This window comes from Kitasatospora sp. NPDC056076 (genome assembly GCF_042266305.1).
Taxonomy (GTDB): domain Bacteria; phylum Actinomycetota; class Actinomycetes; order Streptomycetales; family Streptomycetaceae; genus Kitasatospora.
In genome coordinates, this window is the sequence record NZ_JBHJWG010000063.1 from 1 (window position 1) to 20,371 (window position 20,371).

The window sequence follows — 20,371 nt, forward strand, 5'->3', positions numbered from 1 at the left end:
GCCCGAGAGATCTACCGAGTCCTGACCACGCCCAGCACACCGAGCACCACCACCGAGCAGCTCACCATCGCTGCTTGACATCCATAAGAGCATCCGGAGGGTCCCGTTCCCGCTGGTCAGTCGTATGCTGGGGGCTCGGAGAACGCGTCACTCGGGGGGATGTCGATGGACCGGTTGTGGGACCTCTGGTGGCTGCTGCCGATGGTGATCTACGGCGGCTCGGATTTCGCCCGCAGGGCGCTGAAGAACCGCCACCAGCGCAAGCTGGAGGTGCTGGAGGCGAAGGAGCGGCAGCGGGTCGCCCTGGAGGCGGCCGGCCGCCCGCCGGAGCCGGTCTGCGGCTGCACCCACCACCTGGCCAAGCACGACAAGCAGGGCCGCTGCCACGAGGTGGTCGAGGCGCCCACCGGCTGGGACGCCGACCGGCGCCCGGTGAGCTACGAGCCGCGGCAGTGCAACTGCCAGCAGTACGTGGGGCCGGAGCCGCTGGGCACGGTGTTCGCGCCGGAGCTCACCGACCGCTGAGCCCGGCGTCGTCCGGCCCGCCGCCCTGGCAGGCCCGCCCTGGCAGGGCCGCCCCGGTAGGGCCCGCTGCTCCCCGCGCCGTCGGTCCGGTGCGGGGAGCAGCGGTGTTCCCGGTCAGCCCAGGGCGAGAGCGCTCAGCCGGTCGGCGGCGCCGTTGAAGAGGTCCTGGTCACCGGGGAAGGTGCCGGAGTCGGCGTACTGCCAGAAGGTCTGGTAGCCCCAGCCGTTCGGCAGGGTGCCGGCGGTGGAGGAGTAGCGGGCGATCCAGAGCGGGTTGGTGGCGCCGAAGCCGCCGTAGTTGCCGGTGCAACTCGCCCACCAGTTGGTCGTGGTGTAGAGGGTGGGGTAGCGCCCGGTGCGGTTGCGGACGGTGGTGGAGAAGTCCCGGATCCAGCTGACCATGGCGCTCTGGCCGAGGCCGTAGCAGCTGGCACCGTACGGGTTGTACTCGATGTCGAGGGCGGGCGGCAGGGTCGCGCCGTCGGCGGACCAGCCGCCGCCGTGGTCGACGAACCAGTTGGCCTGGGCGGAGCCGGAGGAGTTGTTCGGCAGCGCGAAGTGGTAGGCGCCGCGGATCAGTCCGGCGTTGTACGAGCCGTTGTACTGCTGGGCGAAGTACGGGTTGGTGTAGCTGGTGCCCTCGGTGGCCTTGACGTAGGCGAACTGGGCGCCGTTGGCCGCCGCCGTGGACCAGTCGACGTTGCCCTGGTAGCTGGCGACGTCCAGTCCGGGGGTCTGAGTGGCGGCGAGGGCGGGCAGCGGCGACGCACCGGTGCGGCCCTCGTGGGCGGCGACGGTGGAGCCGGCGAAGTCGCGGTCGGGGTGGAAGGCCGGGCGGGCCTCGGGGGTGGGGGTGGGGCCGGCGGGGGTGAGAGGGGCGGGGTCGGCCGCGTAGGCGGGCGCGGTGACGCCGGTGACCAGGGCGGTCGCGGCGGCGAGTGCGGCCAGTACGGGGAGCCGACGGCGGGTCGTGGGTCTTCCGGTGGTACCGGTGGGGCGGGCGGAGCGGGAAGAGCGGGGCATGGACACTCCTCTGGTTCCGGTATCTGGTTCCGGTGCGAATGGCCCAACGGGCCTGCTGCGGCCGGTGGTTGGACCGACCGGGGAGCAGGTTAGCCATGTACCCGCCAGCTGCGCCAGGTCCGTGCGCCCGGGGCAGGGGGGCGATGTGGCACGATGCATAAAAGTCGACATTCACCAGAACGCCGACCGTCACGAGAACGAGGTAGCGCCATGCCCGAGACCGCCGCCAGGACCGCCGGTGAACCGACCTTCCGCCCCGCGACGCCCGCCGACGTCCCGGCGCTGGTCGAGCTGGTCGAGTCCGCCTACCGGGGTGAGGCCAGCAAGGCCGGCTGGACCACCGAGGCGGACCTGCTGGGCGGGCAGCGCACCGACGCCGAAGGGGTGGCGGAGGCCGTCGGCCACGCCGAGGGACTGGTGCTGCTGGCCGAGCGCGACGGTGAGCTGCTGGCCTGCTGCCAGCTGGAACGGCGGGGCGAGCGGGCGTACTTCGGCATGTTCTCGGTGCGCCCGGGCCTCCAGGGCGGCGGGATCGGGCGGCTGGTGCTCGCCGAGGCCGAGCGACTGGCCGGCGAGGAGTGGGGGGTCGGCACGATGGAGATGACCGTCATCGAGCAGCGCGCGGAGCTGATCGCCTGGTACGAGCGCCGCGGCTTCCGCCGTACCGGCGTGTACAGCCCGTTCCCGTACGGCGACGAGCGCTTCGGCGTCCCGCGCCGTCCGGACCTCCGGTTCGAGCAGCTGATCAAGGAGCTGTAGGGGCGCGCGGGGCGGGTTCGTCGGAGGGTTCGGGGCGGGTTCGGGAGAGGGGTCGGCGAGGGCTCGGGTGAGGGCACGGCGAGGGGCGATTTGTTGATCGTTTGATGGTCTGTCGTCCTACTGATGCAACGTCAAGTCGCTGAGCTGGGGCGATGCGGAGATGTCATACCTCGTTCATGATTGGTCCAGACCAATGTGAGAGGCTGAGGACGTACGGCGAAGTTCCGTCCGATGCCCAGGGGGGCCATTTCCGCATGCCCGTACTCCATGGCACCGCCATGTCCGCACCCGAGACCGGTCCGCGCCGGACGCCCGCGGACCCCGACCTCCGACTCCCCAGCCCGCCCGACGACCAGGAGCTCTACTGGTACTTCGGCCCGCAGCGCCGCTGGGTGCTGCTCTGCGCCACCCTCTCCTACGCGGGAGCCACCGCCACCCTCGGCCTGTTCGCCCTCAGCAAGCCGCTGCTCTGGCCGTTCCTGGTGCTCACCGTGCTCAACGCCGCCACCTGGCTGCTCTCGCTCACCGACGGCCAGCGGGCCCGCCGCTTCACCCGCGACTCGCACGACCTGCTGCTGCGCGCCTGGAGCCCCGCCCGCCACCCGAGCGTGGACCTGCTGCTGCCCACCGCCGGCGAACCGCTCGCCGTCCTCGACAACGCCTACCGGCACACCGCCGCCGTCCAGTGGCCCGGTGAACTGACCGTGCTGGTCCTCGACGACGCCGACCGCCCCGAGGTGCGCGAACTCGCCCGCTCCTACGGCTTCCAGTACCGCGCCCGCCCCGACCGCGGCCGCTTCAAGAAGGCCGGCAACCTCAACCACGGCCTGGCCGAGGGCACCGGCGAGGTCATCGCCGTCCTCGACGCCGACTTCTGCCCCCGCCCCGACTTCCTGCACCACCTGGTGCCCTACCTCGACAACCCCGAGGTCGGCATCGTGCAGAGCCCGCAGTGCTTCGACACGGACGCCGACATGTCCTGGCTCGAACGCGCCGCCGGAGCGACCCAGGAGATCTTCTACCGCTGGATCCAGCCCTCCCGGGACGCCCAGGACGGCACCGTCTGCTGCGGCACCAACGCGCTCTACCGACGCGCCGCCCTGCAACGGATCGGCGGCTTCGCCGAGATCGACCACAGCGAGGACCTCTACACCGGCCTCGCCCTCGCCCGGGCCGGCTGGAGCACCCGGTACGTCCCCGCGCTGGTCGCCAAGGGCATGTCGCCCACCGGCCTGCCCGCCTTCATCAGCCAGCAGTACCGCTGGTGCCTCGGCTCGCTCGCCCTCGTCCGCGACCCGGACTTCCGCAGCGGCCCGCTCCCCCGCTCGGCCCGGCTGTGCTTCTGGAACGGCATCCTCGGCTACGTCACCAGCGCGGTGAACGTGTTCGCCGTGCCGCTGCCCGCGCTGATCATGCTGTTCTTCGCCCCCGAGGAGATCCAGCCCTGGCAGGTCCTGCCCTTCCTGCCGCCGATCTGGGTCGCCCTGGTGCTGCTGCCCGCGATGTCCCGCACCCGCTGGCGCTTCGAGGTCACCCGGGTCCAACTCCTGGGCGGGCTCTGCCACGTGATCGCCATCGCGCACGCGCTGCGCCGCCGCTCCGCCGACTGGGTGCCCACCGGCGCCGTCTCCGGCGGAACCGCCCTGGCCCGCAGCGTCGCCCGACTCGGCGTCGGCTGGCTCGGCCTCGTCATCCTCGCGGGCGCGGCCGGCCTGGTGCGCGCCGGGCTGGAGTACGGCTGGCGGCCCTTCTGGGCGCTCGCCGCGCTGCTCGGGCTCACCGCGTACACCATGATCCCGCTGATCAGGTCGCTGTGGCCGCTGCTCGGCACGGGCCGGGCCGCGCGGGCCGCGGACGGCGGCAAGGGCGCCGCCGTCGGAGAGGTCGCCGCACCGGCGCGGCGCCGCACCGGACTCGGACCCGACCTCGGCTTCGGCCGGGCGGAAGCCGTCGCCGTCACCGCCGTGCTGCTGCTCTGCGGGGTGCTCGCCTCCGGCTGGGCCGACCCGCTGATCTTCTGACCGCCCGGGTCCTTCACCCGGGTCCTGCGCCCGGTTCCCTCCGCCTGGTCCCTCTGCTCTTCCCCGTTGCGTTTCCTTGCGCGTCGCCCCACCGGCGCGGACCCCCGCCGCCCGGCCGCCCCATCGGCCCGGCGGGCCCGACCACCGCTGCCAGCCCAGCAAGGAGCACCGCCGTGTCAACGGCCGTACCACCACCGACGTCGTCCGCGTCCTCGGACGAACTGCTGCCCGGAGTCGTCCGGGTGGACCGGCAGGCCGCTGCCGCCGGAACCACCTCGACCTCCGCCTCTCCGTCCGACTCCGATTCCGCCTCCGGCACCGGCACCGCCTCCGACACCGTCGCGTCGACGGGTGAGCCCCGCCGCCGTGCCGCCTTCCGTCCCGACATCGAGGGACTGCGCGGCATCGCCGTGCTCTCCGTCCTGGCCTACCACGCGGCCGTCCCCGGCCCGACCGGCGGCTTCGTCGGCGTCGACGTCTTCTTCGTCATCTCCGGCTTCCTGATCACCGGTCTGCTCACCGGCCGCCCGATCGGCCTGTGGGACTTCGCCGCCCGCCGCGCCCGCCGCATCCTGCCCGCCGCCGCCACCGTCCTGGTCGCGACCGCCGCCGCCGGCGGCGCGCTGCTCGACCCGCTGCGCGGCACCGACCTCGCCCACGACCTGATCGCCTCCGCCGGCCAGTTCGCCAACTGGCGCTTCGTCGGCCAGCAGACCGACTACCTCGCCGCCGAACACGACCCCAGCCCGCTCCAGCACTTCTGGTCCCTCGGCGTGGAGAACCAGTTCTACCTGCTCTGGGGCGTCCTGCTGCTCGGCCTCGCCCGCTACCTGCACGGGCGCCGCCGGACCCTGGCGATCACCCTCGCCACCCTGGCCGTCGGCGGGGCCTCGCTGGCGCTCTGCCTGCGCTGGACGGCGACCTCGGCGCCGCTCGCCTACTTCTCCACCGGCAGCCGGCTCTGGGAGTTCGCCGCCGGAGCCTGCGCCGCCCTGCTGGGCAGCGCCCTCGCCGCCCGTACCGCGGGCCGTACCGCCGGTCGTGACCTCGTCCCCGCCCCCGTCGGTGGGCGCAGCTCCGGGCGGGCGGTGACCCGGGTGCTGCGGCTGGTCGGCTGGGCCGGCCTGGCGGCCGTGCTCGCTTCGGTCTTCCTGTACGACCGCACCACCCCCTTCCCCGGCGCGGCCGCCCTGCTGCCCGTCCTCGGCACCGCGGCCCTGCTGCTCGCCGCCCCCGCCGACCGGATCGTCGGCGGTGTCCTCGCCAGCCGACCGCTGCGCGCCGCCGGACGCCTCTCGTACGCCTGGTACCTGTGGCACTGGCCGGTGCTGACCATCGCCCAGGCCCGGTACGGCCAGCTGACCTGGCCGGTGCTGCTCGCCCTGACCGCCGCCAGCGCGCTGCCCGCCTGGCTCACCCTGCGGCTCGTCGAACAGCCCCTGCGGTACGGCAGCACCCCGGCGCCCCGGCGGGGCCTCGCCGTCGGCGCCAGCGCGCTCGTCATCCCGCTGATCGCCGCGCTCACCCTCGGCGGCGGCACCGTCCGCGCGCTCGGCGGCACCGCGGACACCGCGACCGTCGCCCCCGCCGGAGCCGTGGACGGGCCCGCCCTGCTCGCCCCCGGCGCCCGGGTGCTCGGCCTCACCCCCTCGCTCGCCCGCGCCCGGGAGGACTTCCCGCCCGGCAAGGGCTGCGAGATCCCGCTCAACGCCGACAGCAGCCCCCGCTGCCTCTTCGGCAACCAGGACAGCCCCGACCGGATCGTGCTGCTCGGCGACTCGCACGCCGGGCAGTGGATCTCCGCCGGGCTCGCCCTCGCCGAGCAGCGGCACTGGGCCCTGGAGGTGCTGGTCAAGCCCGGCTGCCCGCTGGCCACCCTGACCGTGCGCAACAACGTCCTCGGCCGCACCTTCGACGAGTGCGACCGCTGGCGCGAGAACACCCTCACCCGGCTCACCTCCGGGCCCAAGCCCCGGCTGGTCCTGAGGGCCGGCCTCCCCCGCTACGGCAGCCAGGAGGAACGCAGCGAGGGCTGGACCCGCACCCTCGACCGCCTCACCGCGCTCGGCGCCCCGCTCGCCTACCTCGGCGACACCCCGATGCCGGGCAAGGACATCCCCACCTGCCTGGCCGCCTCCGACGGCCGCTCCGACGCCTGCTTCTTCCCCCGCGACACCGCCTTCGAGCCCGACCCGATGCTCGACGGCGGCCTCGCGGCCCGCTACGGCGTGCGCACCCTCGACCTCGGGCCGCTGCTCTGCCCGGGCAGCGGGGCGAGCTGCCCGGCCGTGCTGGAGGGCGTGGTGCTCTACCGGGACACCGGGCACATCACGGACACCCTCGCCCGGGTGCTGGCGCCGCGGATCGACAAGGGGGTGCTGGGCGCGCCGTGAGGGTGGGGCGGGGGGAGGTGCACTGCCCCGCACTGCCCTGCGGGCTCAGGTCAGCACTGCCCCGCGGGCTCAGGTCAGCACCGGCTCGCGGGGCAGCTCCCCCAGGCGGGAGTCCGCCCCGACGATCCGGAACACCCCCGGTCCCACCTCCTCGGAGCGGCTGCGGATGTCCATGTAGAGGTGGGCGGGCCACTCCGTCCGCAGCGACCAGCTGACGCCGATCAGATCGGCGCCGTCCAGCCGGGCGCCGGTCAGGTCCGCGTCGGTCAGATCGGCGTGGGCCAGGCCGGCGCCCGAGAAGTCCCCGTCGACCAGGACGGCGGCCGCGAGGCAGGCGTGCTCCAGGGTCGCGCGGGACAGGTCGGCGCCGGTGAGGTCCGCCGAGGTGATGTACGCCTGGCTCAGGTCGGCCCTGGCCAGGGCGCCGCCGCGCAGCGTCGCCCCGGCCAGCACCGCCCCGCACAGCTGGGCCCGGCGCAGGTCCGCCCCGTCCATGGCGGCGCCGGTGAGCAGGGCGTAGCGCAGGTCGGACTCCGGCAGCCGGGTGTCGCGGAGCCGGGCGCCCGCCAGGTGGGCGTTGAAGAGCTGGGCCCGCACCAGGTTGGCGCCGGACAGGTCGGCGGCGTACAGGTTCGCGTCGTCCAGCGTCGCGTCCGACAGGTCGGCGCGCCACAGTTCGGCCTGGCAGAGGTTGATGTCGGTCATGATCGCCGAGCTCAGGTCCACGTCGTGGAGCCGCGCGCCGGCCAGGCTCGCGCCCGTCAGGTCCGCCGCCCGCAGGTCGGCCCCGGACAGGTCGGCGCCGGCCAGCTCGGCGTTGTGGAGCACCGCGCCCGGGCCGGGCACCCGGAGCGGCTCGAAGGCCAGGGCGGCCCGCAGCCAGGTCCGGAAGCCCTCGCCCGGCGGCTCCTGGGCCCGGCCGGCCGCCGACCCCCGTCCGTCCCGTACGGAATCACCGGCCACGACGCCTCCTCCGCTGGTCGGCCCCGTCGGCGGGGCCGTACCTGCCGTCCAGTCTGCCGTTCACGCTGTCGTTCACCCTGCCGTCCACCCGGGGCACGATCGGGGTCCGGAACGGTCCGGGCCGGGGCCCGGACCTCGGCTCGGAGCCCGGCCCGGAGCCTGGCCCGGACCTCGGCTCGGCCCCCCGTGGTGGCGAGGGGAGGTCCGCGCGCGACGGGCCGCGCGCGAACATCTGCTGCAGGATCTGCGGCGCCGCGATGCCGATCGCCAACGCCCCCACCGGTCCCGCCACCTGGTTCGAGGCGGTGGACGCCGCCGTCACGATCACCCCGACGCTCAGCCGGATCGCCACCGCCACCACGTACGGAGCCAGCTTCATCTGCCCCCGGTACGTCCACGGGAAGCCGCCCACGGAGTTGATCCGCTCGTGGAGGGTCCACGCCTCGATGGCAGCCGCACCACCGAGCCCCCACAGGCATGCAGCCAACATCTGCATCCGAGCAACTCCTCGCACCCACCGCACCGTTGATTCCCGACGGCCCTCTCGCCGACCATGCTGGTGCACCGGGCCGTGCACTGCCGGGCCCGCCACCCCGCAGGGCACCGATCCTCGGGAACTACCGGCGTTCCGGAGGCGGGCGCGGGCCTGCCGTGGTAATGCGCTCGTGCGGGTGTGGGTGGGTGCGTGGGGACGTGAGGGTGGACGTGAGGGTGGGTGGACGTGCGGGCGTCGGGTTCCGGTCAGCCGTAGACGCCGCGGCAGAGCCGGGCCTGCTCGGAACCGGCCGGCCAGCGGCCCATCCGCTCCGCCTGGTCGCAGATCGTCCCCTGACCGAGCGAGGGCAGCCCCGGCGCCCCCGGGCCCGCGTTCGGTGCCGGGCGGCCGGACGGGCTCGGCCGCGGGCTGCGACCCCCCTTGGAGTGCGGCGAGGCCGAGGCGTGCGGGGCGCCGCTCTGGTCCGCCCCGCTGCCCGGAGCTGCCGCCGCCGTGGCCGTGGCCGGGTCACCGCCCGGTAGGGCCGGGGCGCCCCCCGGCGCGGGGGAGGGGCCGGGGGACGGTGAGGGCGTGCCGGCCGGCGGAGCGAGCGGCAACAGGCCGGACGGCGTGGCCGACGGCGAGGCCTCCGGCAGGGCCACCACCCGGACGTCGTCACCCGACCCCGGACCGCACATCACCAGCAACGCGGCCAGCACCACCAGCGTCCCGCCGGCCGCCACCACCCGGGCCCTCCGCGACCGGTGCGACGGCGGAGGCGTGCCGCCGGGCGGCGGACCCGCCTGCGGGGGCCCGGCCTGCGGGGGTCCGGCCTGCGAGGGGCCCGCCGACGAGGGCTGCGCCCGGAACGGCTCCGCCTGCGACGGGATCGGGAGGGGGACGGGAGGTGGCTGCCAGGCGTTCGACGGCCACTGCCACTGTCCTCCGGTGGGCTGCCCAGTCATGTGCTCGTCCTTCCAGCGCCGCCCCCGCCGTACCTTTCCGTGCTCAACGAGCGCGCCGACCACGGGACATGACCCGGAAGAGGGGTCTGGACGGGCGCTGATTGCCGCCGACCCACATGCTGGGGGTCATGGAGACCAACAGCACGTCCGCACACCTGGTCGAGGTGGCCGAGTTCCGGACCGACAGCCGCTACCGCCTCGTCCACCTCGAAGGCCGCGGCTGGGAACCCCTCGCCCCCGAGGAGTTCGAACCCCGCATCCACCAGCTCTTCCCCGACCTCGACCCGCACGACCCCGTCAAGGTGCACTGGGCCGACCACCCCTGGGAATGGCCGAGTTGGCACCCCGGCGAAGCCTGAGCCACTGATCGCCCGGCCGTCGGGTTCGCTACGCTTTCCGGGTGAGCGTGGATCACTTCTGGCGCCGCCTGCCAGGCCAGGCCGTGGACGCCTGTTCGCCCGAGGAACTCGGCGAACTCGTGCCCCGGAGCCGCGACGTCCGGTACGACCGGCTGGTCGCCGCCGGACTCGCCCTCGGCGTACGGCGGACCGCCGTCCTGATGGAACTCGCCCTCACCGAGAACGGCCTCCACCCCGACCCGGCCGCCCGGCTCCCCGTCTACGGCGGCACCCGCCGTGACACCGGGGCCGGGATGCCGGTGCTGCGGCCCGACCAGGTCGCCGCCGCCTTCACCTTCCTGCGCGACTCGGCGCTCGGCGAACTCGTCCGCCAGCAGGACACGGTGCTCGCCCGGCGGGTCGCCCAGCTCGACTCCGAACCGCCCTGGTCCGAATCCTGGGCCGCCCGCGTCGTCAACGACCTGCGCGACCTGCGGGACTTCTTCGCCGGCGCGGCCGCCGCGGGGGACGCCGTCGTCGTCCGGGAATCCGAATGAGGAGCCGAATGCGATCCGCCGAACCGATGCGATCCGCCGAACCGATGCGATCCGCCGAATCGATGCGCCCTGCCGAACCGATGCGCCCTGCCGAACCGATACGCCCCGCCGACTCGGAGCGCCCGCCGGGGACGGTCGGCTACGGCGAGGCAGCGGAACAACTCGCCGTCCAGTACGAGAGCGTGGACTTCGCCGAGGTCCACCGCTCCCTGCTGCACCTCTACCCGGCCGCGCCCGCCGCCGTCCTCGACATCGGCGCCGGCACCGGCCGTGACGCGGCCGCCCTCGCCGCCCTCGGCCACCGGGTCACCGCCGTCGAACCGACCCCCGAACTACGCGCCGTCGGTGCCCGCCTGCACCCCCGCGCGGGCATCCGCTGGATCGCCGACGCCCTGCCCGACCTGCCCGAGCTGACCGCCCGGGGCGAGCAGTACGACCTCGTCCTGATCACCGCCGTGTGGATGCACCTCACCCCCGCCGAACGCCCGCCCGCCCTGCAGGCCGTGGCCCGCCTCCTCGCCCCCGGCGCCCGCCTCGCCCTCACCCTGCGCCACGGCCCCGTCCCGCCCGGCCGCCGCATGTTCGACCTCCCGCCCGACCACACCACCGCCCAGGCGGAAGCCCACGGCCTCCACCTCCTCCACCAGGGCGAGCGGTCCGACCTGCACGCCCGTACGGACGTGACCTGGACCGAACTGGTCTTCCAGCGCGGCCACCGGCCCCCGCCCCCGCCGCTCTGACAGCGGCCCCGCCGCCGCTTTGACACCGGCCCCCGGGAGCGCGACGATCCGGACATGAGCCCTGCTCCCGCGCCCGCGCCCGCGAGCCTCGCTCTCGCGCACCACACGGGCCTGATCCTCGCCGAGGTCGCCGGCCTGCTCCTGGTGTTCGGCGGGATCTGGCTGGTCGCGGCGCAGATCCCCCGCTTCCGGCACCCGGTCGCCCGGACGGTCGTCGCCGGGACGGCCTTCACCGCGGCCGGAGTGCTGCTGATCATCGCCGTCCGCTGGGGGCACTTCGGCTAGGGCCGCTCTGCCGGGGTCGTCGGCCGGGTCCGTCGGCCGGGCCTGCCTGCTACGGGCCTGCTTGCCGGGACCGGGCCCCGAGGCAAACCCGGTGACACGCGCGCGGCGGGCGGCGAGACTGGCGACGTACGCGAACCGGTAGGGGGAAGGGCAGCACGTGGCACTGGGGAAGAAGGGGTCCCGTCGCATCGTCGTCGACGGCGTCGAGTACCGCTGGCGGATGAGCAGGAAGCACTGGTGCTGCGACTACGAGGCCGGCACCCTCGGCTACGTGGTGGAGGACGCGGCCCGACCCGGTACGACCCTCGTCGTGGAGACCGGACGGCCGGAGACCTCCGTACCCCGGCTGGTGCCCGCCGAGGTCGTCCTGCCGGGCGAGGTCGCCGCCGGGATCCGGGCCGCCCGGTCGCAGGGCTGGACGCCCACCGCCGCCGGCTCGCCGTTCCAGCTGCGCCACTCCGCGGTCCGCCACGAGCCGCACGAACCTTACGTACCGCGAGAAGCAGCCGAGCACCGAGAGCGATGACCATGACGAACCACCCGGCCGGGGACCAGGCCGCCGCCCACCGCGCCGTCGAGAACCTGATCGCCCGCTACGCCGAACTGGTCGACGACGGGGACTTCGCGGGGCTCGGGGAGCTCCTCGCCGACGCCGTCTTCACGGGCAGCGGCGAGCCCCTGCGCGGGCGCGCGGAGATCGAGCGGATGTTCCGCGAAACGGTGATCCGCTACGAGGACGGCACCCCGCGCACCCAGCACGTCACCACCAACCTCGCCGTCGACGTCGACCCGGCGGCGGGCACGGCGACGGCACGCTCCTACGTCACCGTCCTCCAGGCCCTCCCCGGACTTCCGCTCCAGCCCATCGCCGCCGGCCGCTACCACGACCGCTTCGAACACCGCGATGGTGCCTGGCGGTTCGCGGCACGCCGGGTCCGGATCACCCTGGTCGGGGACGTCAGCCGCCATCTGCGACCGGCGGCCGACCAGGGGTAGCCGCCACCGCCACCTGCTACCTCCTCACCTGCCACGTCCTCACTCGCTACGTCCTCACCCGCTACGCCCCGGCCTGCTGGTAGAGCGTCACCAGGAGGCCGTGCACCGGCTCGCCCTCCGGGTCCTCCTCGGCCTCGTCGACCAGCGCGGCCAGCGCCTCGGCCAGCTTCGCCGCCTTGGCGGGGCTGAGCCGTAGGTGGCGCAGCGTCATGAGGTGGTCGACGGGCGAGCGGTCCAGCTCCTGGGCGACGGCCCCGAACAGCGCGGCCGTGCCCTCGGCCCGGGGCTCGGCGACGAGGAGGCGTTCGGCGGTCCGCCGGTAGTACTTCTCGGTGCCGCCGCGCACCCGTCGCGTTCCCGCGTCCTGGACCAGCCCCGCCTCGCCCAGCACCCGGAGGTGGTGGGAGACGCTGCCCTTGTTCGCCCCCAGCTGCGCGGCGAGCCGGCTGATCGTCGACGGCCGGGTGCTCAGGGCGAACAGCAGGCGCTGGCGCATGGGGTGGGCGAGTGCGGAGTGCTGGAGCGGCGTGGTGATCCGCTGCACGTCCTCGCTGTCGCCTTCGTCTTCATCCGGTTGGTGGCTCACCCGATCAAGCGTTAAGTACGGTTGACGCTTTGGCAAGCCGCTGGTCTACTCCCTCCCATGACCTCCACACCTTCCACCCCGTCACTGCCCGCGCCGCTGGACGCCGTCGCCGTCGTCGAGTCGATCGCCGACCTGGTCGGCGAGAACTACGTCTTCCCGGACGCCGCCGAGCAGTTGGCGGACCTGCTGCGCCGCCGCAACGCCGATGGCCGCTACCGGTTCCTGGACGTCGAGGAGTTGGCCGACGCGGTCACCGCCGACCTGCGGTCCGTCAACGGCGACCTGCACCTGGCCCTCAAGTACCACGCCGTGCCGGTGCCGCCGGAGCGCGGCGCGGCCGTACTCGCCGCGATGCGGCGGGACTTCGACGCCTCTCTGGGCGGCGTGCCGCGGGTTGAGCTCCTCGACGGCGGCGTCGCCGTCCTGGAGATCGGGCCCAAGATGTTCCCGCTGGACTGGGCGGCCCAGCCGCTGGCCGCGGCGCTCTCGCTGGTGGCCCCCGCCCGCGCCCTCGTCCTGGACCTGCGCCGCAACACCGGCGGCGATCCGGACACGGTCGCCTTCGTCTGCGGCTACCTGCTCGACCGCCGCACGCACCTCAACACCCTGCTCTCGCGGCAGGGCGCGGTGGCCGAGCAGTCCTGGACACCCCCGTTCGTGCCCGGCGCCCGCTTCGGCGGCAGCAAGCCGCTGTACGTGCTCACGAGCGGGAACACCTTCTCGGCGGGCGAGGAACTCGCCTACGACCTGCAGCAGTTGGGCCGCGCCGAGACCGTCGGGGAGGCCACCCGGGGCGGCGCGCACCCGCGCGAGGGCTGGACGGTGCACCCCCACCTGGAGCTCAGCGTGCCCGTCGCCCGCGCCCTCAACCCGGTCTCGGGCACCAACTGGGAGGGCACCGGCGTCCGGCCCGACGTCCCGTGCGACCCCTCGACGGCGCTGGACCGCGCGCTGGCCCTGGCCGTGGCGCGCCTCGCGTAGGGGATCAGAGCCTCAACGGCTCGAAGGTGCCGTCCCGGAAGGTGAGGACGGTCGGCTCGGCACCGAACTCCTCGTGCAGACAACCGCCGTAGCCGGGTGTCGTCGAGCCAGAGCGTGCGGCCGTACAGCCCCCACGCGTGGCGCGGGCCACCGGCCGTGAAGCTTAAGGAGTCTTCAGCAGAGATCGTCAACGATCTTTCACGCTGCTAGCTTGGCACCGCCTTCGAGCTGATGGCAATTCAGTTCGCGGAGCTGGATATTCGCAGCCGCGATGCGGACCAAGGAACGGGAACAATGGCAGTCAAGACGATATGGCGCAGCAACCGGGCAAAAGCCGCCGGTATCGCAGGGGTGGCGCTCTCCCTGGGCGTTCTCTGCGTACCCGCCGGTGCGGCATCACCCACGGCGAATCCGGCGCCGACCGCGGGCGCGGTCTCCGAGGTCACCGAGTGGCCCGCCGAGCTGGGGCCCGCCCCCGATGAATGGGGCGGGGTCACGCTCCAGCCCGACGACGAGGACGCGTCGCCCGTCCTGGAGACCAGGAATGTGGGGGGCGGCACCTGGAACTTCGGCACGGTGCGCGACGGGGCCCTCAAGAAGTGCTACTCCCAGTACATCCACGGGGAGCAGGAGCACCACGCAACCGTCGTCATGGACGACGTGACCGACAGGGACCAGAAGGGCCCCAAGGAGTGGGCGAAGGCCGCCGTCAAGGGAGGCTGGGCGCGGGGCTGCAGCTTCTACTGGGGTAAGGACTAGGGCCCACGGGGCCGGCTCGACGGTTGGAGCCCTGCCGACGGGCTCCGGCTTCGATTGACCTGCAAGTATCGGACATACCGTGAGGTGCCGAGTGGCCGCGAAATGGCCCAGATTCCGAATTCATCCGTACGTCGCCGGACCGGCCGCCGGTGCCTCTCTTGGTTGCCTCGGCCCTCTGCTCATCGGCGTCGACAATCACGCCGTCCAGGCCGTTCACATCATTGCGAGCACCGGATGTTCCTGGGTCGCGCTGGCCTTCTTCGTCGGCCTTTCACAGGCCACAAGGCTCAAGGCCGCGATCATGGCGCCACTGGCCCTGATCACCGGAGTCCTGGCCTACTACCTCGTCAAGGTTCTCCAAGGTGGCTATCGGACCTTCGACCTCAACACCGACCCCATGGGGACGGACATCCACATCTCCTGGGCCGAGGTCTGCGACCATTTCACAGTGTGGTGCTCGGCGGCGACAGTCCTCGGCCCGCTTCTCGGCGCCGCAGGAAACACGGCCCGCAGCCGACAACTGCGCGACCTTCCTGCCCGAATGGCCGTTCCCGTGCTGGTCATCATCGAAAGCGCACGCCGGCTCAGCCTCTCCGCCGCGTTCTCGCCCCCGGCCAGCAGAGCCACCTGGACGGCAACCCTGGCCATCTCGATCGCCGCAGCGACGGTCATCCTGACGATCGCCTCGGTGCGCCACTGGAGAACGCGCAGCGACAGGAATGCGATCGTCTAAGGCTGCCCCGTTCAGGTAGGTGAGGGGGCGTTGACGGTCGCGGTACGGTCCCCGGGTGGAGCTCTTGAACCCGGCCTGCCCGTTGCACGGACCCGGCATCGACCCCTCGTCCTTGGTCGGTAGCCGGCTCGTCGGGGTGCTGGCGTCGTGGCACATTCACGACGGACACCCTGGCGACGGCCCGGTCGAGGTGTGGCTGATCGACGATCGAAACGGGTCCACCAACATTGCCAGCGGCACGGACTGGTGCCTCATGGTCGAGTCCTCCGGGCCTGAGGACGGGTTCGACATGGGCGACTGGGGTCGGATCGACGTTCTGCCCGTAGGCGACGAGACCCCGTTCGCGGCCCACCTCGGCGAGGCGGTGCTCGAAGTCCGGCAGGAGTGGAAGCCGGCAACAGGGCGTGTGGCGCTTGAGCTGGACTTCCCATCGGGCAGCGTCCGCTGCGAGAGCTGGAGCGGTGACCTCCGTCTCCTGGCCGTGGACAGACCCGAGGACCCGACCACACCACGGCCATGATCTCGGGATGGTTGGTGTGGTCACGGCGTCGCAGCCGTCCTGGACAGGCCTATTCACGGGGCTGGGCCCGCGCGGCTGTAACCACTCAAAGATCAATTGCGGGACGCGCCCCAAGCTTGTTCTTCAACCTCCGGGATTGTCGTTCAACGTCCAGCTTCGAACAGGCGGGCCGGCCCGGTGATCAGTTGTCGGGCACTTCCGGGGGCGCCGCACGGCCACCGCGTTCAAATGACACCAGATCGTTGCCGCGATCTGGCTGTCACCAGCAAGAACGCACTCAAGCTCTGCATACGATCACTCCTGTGAATGAAACGCACGGCATAGTTCAGTGGATGATCGACCTGCTCTGGGAAGACACGGTCAAGCAACTCGGTGTCGTTGCTCTCACCGTGGTGGGGATCGGTTCCCTCGCTCGAATCGAGCGGTCACGACGGGCGGCGGGGCGTTGATCGCCCACTCGTCCGAGTGTTCCTGAGGCTGCGGTACGGCCTCCGCGTGATCCTGAACTCAACCAAGAGGGAGAGGACTTGACGCCTACGGCCGCGGAGACGCCAAGCGCCGGACGATTTCCCGCCATCCGTCGAGAGGCTGCCCAGCGGCGGGGGGAACCGGCCCGCCCACCACAAGAAGGGCACCAGGCTCCGACGAACCGCTAAGAGCAGTCAAAGGACAAGTCCAGGGCTCGTTCCTGCTGTGAGCGCACGTGAAGCGTTGGATGATGCACCGTATGAGCGAACCGTTGACCAAGGGCAGACTGTGGGGGACGGCGGACCGTAGCGGTGGACCGCTGGACGCTGTTCTCGGCGGCGCCCGCCGCCTTCTGCCCGGTCTCACGGTCGAACGGCTGCAGGTGACCCATCCCGGCGACGACGACAACGTGTACTTCCTCAGCATCGACTCCAGCTGCGTCCAGGTCGATTCGGGTCCGCACGGCCGGGCGCCGTTCATCGTCGAAGGCGTCACCCGCACGGAGACGTCCGACCCGGCAGAAGCCTTTGCGGCCGTCTGCGCGGAGTTCGGACTTCACTAGTACTCCCTCTGTAGTTCGTGACGATCCGCGGGGCAGCGTAGGGGCATGTCCACATACGAGACGATCTCGTTCCACCTTGAGACCGAGAGGCTGATACTGCGGCCGTGGGCCGAGTCGGACACCGCTGAGTTCCGTGCCCTCCTCTCCGAACGCGGCAAGTGGACGCCCACGGTTGAGCACACCCGGACGGCCATCGCGAAGCTGCTCACCGCAACGGAGACCACGGGGATCGCCCTGTTGCCCATCCAGCGCCGTGACGAAGGCGACTTCATCGGCTACTGCGGGTTGATCATCGGCCGCTCCACCGTAGAGGAGCCTGAGATCGCGTATGAGCTGTTCCAGCGTGCGCATGGACGTGGCTACGCCACCGAGGCGGCCAGCGCGGTGCTCGATGCCGCTATTGCGACCGGGCGGAAACGGCTCTGGGCGACCATCGGGGCGTGGAACACACCGTCGTTCCGTGTCCTTGAGAAGCTCGGGTTCGAGCGGGATCACGTTTCCACGGACGACAGCGGTGAAGCGGTATGGCTCACACGCCCGTTGCCGTGAAGCGGGGGCGCGCCCCTGGGGCTTCACGCTCACCTGAGCGCGTGTGTTCAGGCATAGCGGGCGGTTTGACGGCAGTGGTGGCTGGCACGGGATCGGGCTTGGTGGCGAACTCGGTGTTCGGGGCGAGCCCGGCCGCCCGGCACTGGTCGGGCTGATCGGTCCACGAGCGCGGAATGCGGAATGTAGAACTCGCGGTCCACTGCAGCGTGTCCGCGCCGGCTTGCGTAACCAGGTAGACGGCGACCTGGGAGTTCTCGATCCGGCCTGCGGTGCCGGTGTACTGCCGTTGGACGCCGACGGTGTGGCTTGCCCTTCTTCATGTCTCCGGTCTCGTCCGCTACGAGCACCGCTCGATCGTCGTGCAGTTCTCGACCACGTATTCGCGCAGGTCGTCGCGAACCGCGTCGGCGTCCCACTCGGCACGGTTGAGCATGTGCTGCATGCCGTTCGGAGTCGCCTCACCGGCCCACTCGGCGATCGTCCAGCAGTTCTCGCGAGGCAGGCCCGCGAGCATCCGGAGTATCAACCGCCTTACCCGGCGACGGGGTTCGACCCGCATGAACCGGCCCGTAATCCGGTCCATCAGGCCCTCAAAGGCCAGCTGCCACCGTGCAGCGTCTACAAGCGACAGTGCGACTGCGGGCGGCCGCTCGCCGTCGCGATGCTCCGGACGGGCAGAACGTAGAAGTCCTGCCGGAGTGCTCGGGGACGGCGGAGGTGTCGTGGGCGAGGTGGTCGGTTCGCCGGTGGCGGGGTGGGTGTGGGGGTGCACAGGAAGTCAGGTGGGTCGACTTCCTGTGTCGGGCGGGGGTGGCTGCTGGCCTTGAATCCGTGATGTCGGCCGGCTGTCGGAGGTCAGGCCCGAGGCGGTGCGGCCCGCAGGGGGGTGGGCTGGGCGCGGTGGCGGGCCCGGGTGGCCCGGCGCTCCCCGGCCTCGGCGAGGACTGCGGCCCGGGCTTCCGCTCCGGTGTCGAACGGCGCCGGGTAGAAGCGGCTGCAGGCGCGGCGGTGCCGTTCCCAGTCGTCCCTCCAGAACTCCACCGTCCAGCCCGGCCACAACTCCGGCACCCGGTAGGCCTCTGGGGTGGAGGAGAGGGACCACCAGCCCAAGCGGCGGCGCTCCGGGTCGAGGTGGATGCCGGAGTTGACATGCAGGCGGCAGGCTCCGTGCTCCGGGGCATCTGCCAGTCGGTCGAGCAGCGACTCTCCCTCACGGACGGGGTGGACGAAAGCCTCAGAGGCGACGTGGCAGCCACCGGCGCCAACGGTGACCACCACACCGCCCGGGTCGGGCCAGGCCAGATCCTCCGCCTCGGGAGCGAGGAACGGGGCCAGGGTCAGGTCCGCATCGCGGCACCGGACGTACTCCGGATCCAGCCCGACGTAGGCGCGCAGTTCGGCCGCGCCGTCGTACAGCCAACGGACCTCCCAGCCCGGCCACGCCACTCGGATCAGCTCGAAGATGGCCGCGCGGTGACGGAGCTCAGTGCTCGGGCCCTCCCGGGCGAAGAACAGGAGCACCTTTCGGCCGAGGTCGAGCAGCACCCCACCCTGGGCGACGGTGTCGTCCAACCACCAGCCGTCCTGGCGGAGTTCGGGAAGCATGGCGAGTACCGCGGCCGGCCCGTCCAACAGGTCGAGGTCGATTCCGACCGCCCACCCGGTCCGGTACAGCTCATGTGTGCCGTTCTCGCGGACCACGATGACGTTGGCTCTGTCTCCCATGGGGTCAGAATGGCCGGGCCGGGAGCTACCGGCCATCCCTTTTCCGCTCGTCAGTCAGACGTGATCAGGCCAGTGCCGGTCAGGCAGCCGTCGGCCAGGTCCGGACGGTACCGGATCTGCTGGAGCCGGTGGTGCCCTCCTGAGGGTTGAGGTCCGGCGCGTAGGTGAGTGGCTGGACAACGCTGAGCCAGTCTCTGTTCGCGGCGATGAATTCCCGCAGCGGCTTGGTCAGGTGGATGCAGACGCTGGATACGCCCCAACGGTTACCGGAACCGACCGACGGCCTCCAGGCGAACAGCCCCGACACCACTCGATCACGTTCAGTGTCGGGCGCCGAAGGCGTCGTGGACGAGGCGGTCGGCCCAGTGGTGGAGGGCGGGGGTGAGGGGCGGGTGGGTGAGGCCGGCGGCGGTGGCGAGACGGTCGGCGGAGGTGGTGTCGTAGCGGTCCTCGGAGAGGAAGGTGAGGGTCTCCGGGTCGGCGCCGGTGAGGGCGCGGGGGAGGCGGCGGACGAGGGGGACGGGGACCAGGCCGCGGGGTGGGCGGACGCCGAGGTGGGTGGCGAGGAGGGCGACCAGCTCGGGGAGGTTGGGGGTGGACGGGTCGAGGACGGTGTGGGCGGCGGCGGGAGCGCGGTCGTGGACCGGGACGGCGGCCAGGAAGCGGGCCAGGTGGTCGACGGTGACGACGGGGACGAAGGTGCGGCGGGTGCCCGGCAGCAGGGGGAGGCGGCCGCGGTGCAGCTGGTGCACCAGTTGGGCGAGGCCGAGGTACTGGCCGGCCTCGCCGGTGGTCGAGTGGCCGATGACGCTGCTCGGGTTGACGGTGGTGAGCGGGACGCCGAGCCGGGGCGCGGTGACGCGGACGGCGGCGTCGGCGAGTTGCTTGGAGGCCTCGTAGGCGCCGAGGCGGGAGTAGAGGGCGTCGGTGGTGGCGGGGTCGAGCGGGTGGCGGGGGTGGGGGTCGCGGCCGACCCGGTAGCCGGAGAGATGGACCAGGCGGCGCAGCCGGGGCCGGGTCGCGGACCAGTGCAGTGCGTGGAGGGCGCCGTGGAGGTTGGCGGGCTCGGCCTGGGCGCGGGTGAGGCCGAACTGGTAGCGGGCGGCGAGGTTGTGGACGTCGCGGACCTCGCCGAGGCGGGCGTCGTCCTCGGGGGAGAGACCGAGGCCGGGGCGGGTGAGGTCGGCGGTGACGGTGGTCAGCGGGGTCGGGTCGGTGTCGTGCTCGCGCAGCCAGGCGCGGAGGGCGGTGCCGCTCGCGGTGGTGCGGACGGCGGCGGCCACGGGCTCGCCGCGGCCGAGGAGTTCGAGGAGCAGCCAGCGGCCGAGGAAGCCGCCGGCGCCCAGGACGAGGGTCTGCGGGGGCGGGGGAGTGGGTGGCATGAGCGGTCTCTGCTTTCTGTGGACCGATCGGCATATTTCGGTAGACCGATCTGCATAATTTCTGGG

Annotated in this window: 24 protein-coding genes and 1 pseudogene; 16 read left to right on the forward strand and 9 right to left on the reverse strand. The window is 72.6% G+C overall.

Going from position 1 to position 20,371, the window contains the following annotated elements; all coding sequences use genetic code 11:
* Positions 1–165: 165 nt before the first annotated feature.
* Complete coding sequence (locus tag ACFC1T_RS34605) at positions 166–525, forward strand: hypothetical protein (RefSeq protein ID WP_375895650.1); 360 nt, start codon at positions 166–168, stop codon at positions 523–525.
* Between the two features lie 114 nt (positions 526–639).
* On the opposite strand, the gene ACFC1T_RS34610 is transcribed toward ACFC1T_RS34605, so the two are convergent.
* Positions 640–1,548, reverse strand: coding sequence for a lysozyme (locus ACFC1T_RS34610; RefSeq protein ID WP_375895652.1), 909 nt, complete (start codon positions 1,546–1,548; stop codon positions 640–642).
* 210 nt (positions 1,549–1,758) lie between these two features.
* Here ACFC1T_RS34610 and ACFC1T_RS34615 point away from each other — a divergent pair, with 210 nt between their 5' ends.
* The 3 genes from ACFC1T_RS34615 (at position 1,759) to ACFC1T_RS34625 (ending at position 6,721) form a co-directional block, all read left to right on the forward strand.
* Positions 1,759–2,307: a GNAT family N-acetyltransferase gene (locus ACFC1T_RS34615; RefSeq protein WP_375895654.1), complete on the forward strand. Its 549-nt coding sequence runs from the start codon at positions 1,759–1,761 to the stop codon at positions 2,305–2,307.
* Positions 2,308–2,561: 254 nt separating this feature from the next.
* Positions 2,562–4,328: a glycosyltransferase family 2 protein gene (locus ACFC1T_RS34620; RefSeq protein WP_375895657.1), complete on the forward strand. Its 1,767-nt coding sequence runs from the start codon at positions 2,562–2,564 to the stop codon at positions 4,326–4,328.
* A gap of 173 nt (positions 4,329–4,501) precedes the next feature.
* Positions 4,502–6,721: an acyltransferase family protein gene (locus ACFC1T_RS34625; RefSeq protein WP_375895660.1), complete on the forward strand. Its 2,220-nt coding sequence runs from the start codon at positions 4,502–4,504 to the stop codon at positions 6,719–6,721.
* 69 nt (positions 6,722–6,790) lie between these two features.
* Here the strand turns inward: ACFC1T_RS34625 and ACFC1T_RS34630 are convergent, their stop codons facing one another.
* The 3 genes from ACFC1T_RS34630 to ACFC1T_RS34640 all read right to left on the reverse strand — a co-directional run bounded on the left by ACFC1T_RS34630 (position 6,791) and on the right by ACFC1T_RS34640 (position 8,905).
* Positions 6,791–7,684, reverse strand: coding sequence for a pentapeptide repeat-containing protein (locus ACFC1T_RS34630; protein ID WP_375895662.1), 894 nt, complete (start codon positions 7,682–7,684; stop codon positions 6,791–6,793).
* Complete coding sequence (locus ACFC1T_RS34635; protein WP_375895665.1) at positions 7,674–8,180, reverse strand: hypothetical protein; 507 nt, start codon at positions 8,178–8,180, stop codon at positions 7,674–7,676. The genes ACFC1T_RS34630 and ACFC1T_RS34635 overlap by 11 nt, the downstream gene beginning before the upstream one ends.
* A 245-nt stretch (positions 8,181–8,425) precedes the next feature.
* Positions 8,426–8,905 (reverse strand): hypothetical protein, encoded by a 480-nt coding sequence (locus ACFC1T_RS34640; protein ID WP_375895667.1) that lies wholly within the window; start codon positions 8,903–8,905, stop codon positions 8,426–8,428.
* Between the two features lie 347 nt (positions 8,906–9,252).
* On the opposite strand from ACFC1T_RS34640, the gene ACFC1T_RS34645 reads away from it, so the two are divergent.
* From ACFC1T_RS34645 to ACFC1T_RS34670, 6 genes are all read left to right on the forward strand, one after another.
* The gene (locus ACFC1T_RS34645; RefSeq protein ID WP_375895669.1) at positions 9,253–9,483 is read left to right on the forward strand and encodes a hypothetical protein; all 231 of its coding nucleotides are present in this window, start codon (positions 9,253–9,255) and stop codon (positions 9,481–9,483) included.
* A gap of 41 nt (positions 9,484–9,524) precedes the next feature.
* Positions 9,525–10,019 carry a hypothetical protein gene (locus tag ACFC1T_RS34650; RefSeq protein WP_375895671.1) on the forward strand — a complete coding sequence of 165 codons (495 nt, stop codon included), beginning with the start codon at positions 9,525–9,527 and terminating at the stop codon, positions 10,017–10,019.
* 80 nt (positions 10,020–10,099) lie between these two features.
* Positions 10,100–10,759 (forward strand): class I SAM-dependent methyltransferase, encoded by a 660-nt coding sequence (locus tag ACFC1T_RS34655; RefSeq protein WP_375895674.1) that lies wholly within the window; start codon positions 10,100–10,102, stop codon positions 10,757–10,759.
* Between the two features lie 54 nt (positions 10,760–10,813).
* A complete protein-coding gene (locus ACFC1T_RS34660; RefSeq protein ID WP_375895676.1) occupies positions 10,814–11,044 on the forward strand; it encodes a hypothetical protein in 231 nt (76 codons plus the stop codon).
* A gap of 157 nt (positions 11,045–11,201) precedes the next feature.
* Positions 11,202–11,570, forward strand: coding sequence for a hypothetical protein (locus ACFC1T_RS34665; protein WP_375895678.1), 369 nt, complete (start codon positions 11,202–11,204; stop codon positions 11,568–11,570).
* Complete coding sequence (locus ACFC1T_RS34670) at positions 11,567–12,040, forward strand: nuclear transport factor 2 family protein (protein WP_375895680.1); 474 nt, start codon at positions 11,567–11,569, stop codon at positions 12,038–12,040. The genes ACFC1T_RS34665 and ACFC1T_RS34670 overlap by 4 nt, the downstream gene beginning before the upstream one ends.
* A gap of 61 nt (positions 12,041–12,101) precedes the next feature.
* On the opposite strand, the gene ACFC1T_RS34675 is transcribed toward ACFC1T_RS34670, so the two are convergent.
* Positions 12,102–12,626 carry an ArsR/SmtB family transcription factor gene (locus ACFC1T_RS34675; protein ID WP_375895683.1) on the reverse strand — a complete coding sequence of 175 codons (525 nt, stop codon included), beginning with the start codon at positions 12,624–12,626 and terminating at the stop codon, positions 12,102–12,104.
* A gap of 57 nt (positions 12,627–12,683) precedes the next feature.
* On the opposite strand from ACFC1T_RS34675, the gene ACFC1T_RS34680 reads away from it, so the two are divergent.
* From ACFC1T_RS34680 to ACFC1T_RS34705, 6 genes are all read left to right on the forward strand, one after another.
* Positions 12,684–13,607, forward strand: coding sequence for a S41 family peptidase (locus ACFC1T_RS34680; RefSeq protein ID WP_375895686.1), 924 nt, complete (start codon positions 12,684–12,686; stop codon positions 13,605–13,607).
* A gap of 294 nt (positions 13,608–13,901) precedes the next feature.
* A complete protein-coding gene (locus ACFC1T_RS34685) occupies positions 13,902–14,366 on the forward strand; it encodes a lactococcin 972 family bacteriocin (RefSeq protein WP_375895689.1) in 465 nt (154 codons plus the stop codon).
* Between the two features lie 91 nt (positions 14,367–14,457).
* Positions 14,458–15,099, forward strand: coding sequence for a DUF6518 family protein (locus ACFC1T_RS34690; protein WP_375895691.1), 642 nt, complete (start codon positions 14,458–14,460; stop codon positions 15,097–15,099).
* Positions 15,100–15,154: 55 nt separating this feature from the next.
* Positions 15,155–15,619, forward strand: coding sequence for a hypothetical protein (locus ACFC1T_RS34695; protein WP_375895694.1), 465 nt, complete (start codon positions 15,155–15,157; stop codon positions 15,617–15,619).
* Positions 15,620–16,346: 727 nt separating this feature from the next.
* Positions 16,347–16,649, forward strand: a complete 303-nt coding sequence (locus ACFC1T_RS34700; RefSeq protein WP_375895697.1) for a hypothetical protein — start codon at positions 16,347–16,349, stop codon at positions 16,647–16,649.
* A 45-nt stretch (positions 16,650–16,694) separates the two neighbouring features.
* Positions 16,695–17,198 (forward strand): GNAT family N-acetyltransferase, encoded by a 504-nt coding sequence (locus tag ACFC1T_RS34705; protein ID WP_375895698.1) that lies wholly within the window; start codon positions 16,695–16,697, stop codon positions 17,196–17,198.
* On the opposite strand, the pseudogene ACFC1T_RS34710 reads toward ACFC1T_RS34705, so the two are convergent.
* From ACFC1T_RS34710 to ACFC1T_RS34725, 4 genes and pseudogenes are all read right to left on the reverse strand, one after another.
* Positions 17,179–17,502: pseudogene (locus tag ACFC1T_RS34710) on the reverse strand (transposase); the annotation flags it as partial. The gene ACFC1T_RS34705 and the pseudogene ACFC1T_RS34710 overlap by 20 nt on opposite strands.
* 33 nt (positions 17,503–17,535) lie before the next feature.
* The gene (locus ACFC1T_RS34715) at positions 17,536–17,712 is read right to left on the reverse strand and encodes a hypothetical protein (protein WP_375895700.1); all 177 of its coding nucleotides are present in this window, start codon (positions 17,710–17,712) and stop codon (positions 17,536–17,538) included.
* Between the two features lie 341 nt (positions 17,713–18,053).
* Positions 18,054–18,923, reverse strand: a complete 870-nt coding sequence (locus tag ACFC1T_RS34720) for a hypothetical protein (protein WP_375895702.1) — start codon at positions 18,921–18,923, stop codon at positions 18,054–18,056.
* Positions 18,924–19,243: 320 nt separating this feature from the next.
* A complete protein-coding gene (locus ACFC1T_RS34725) occupies positions 19,244–20,305 on the reverse strand; it encodes an SDR family oxidoreductase (RefSeq protein ID WP_375895704.1) in 1,062 nt (353 codons plus the stop codon).
* Positions 20,306–20,371 lie beyond the last annotated feature (66 nt).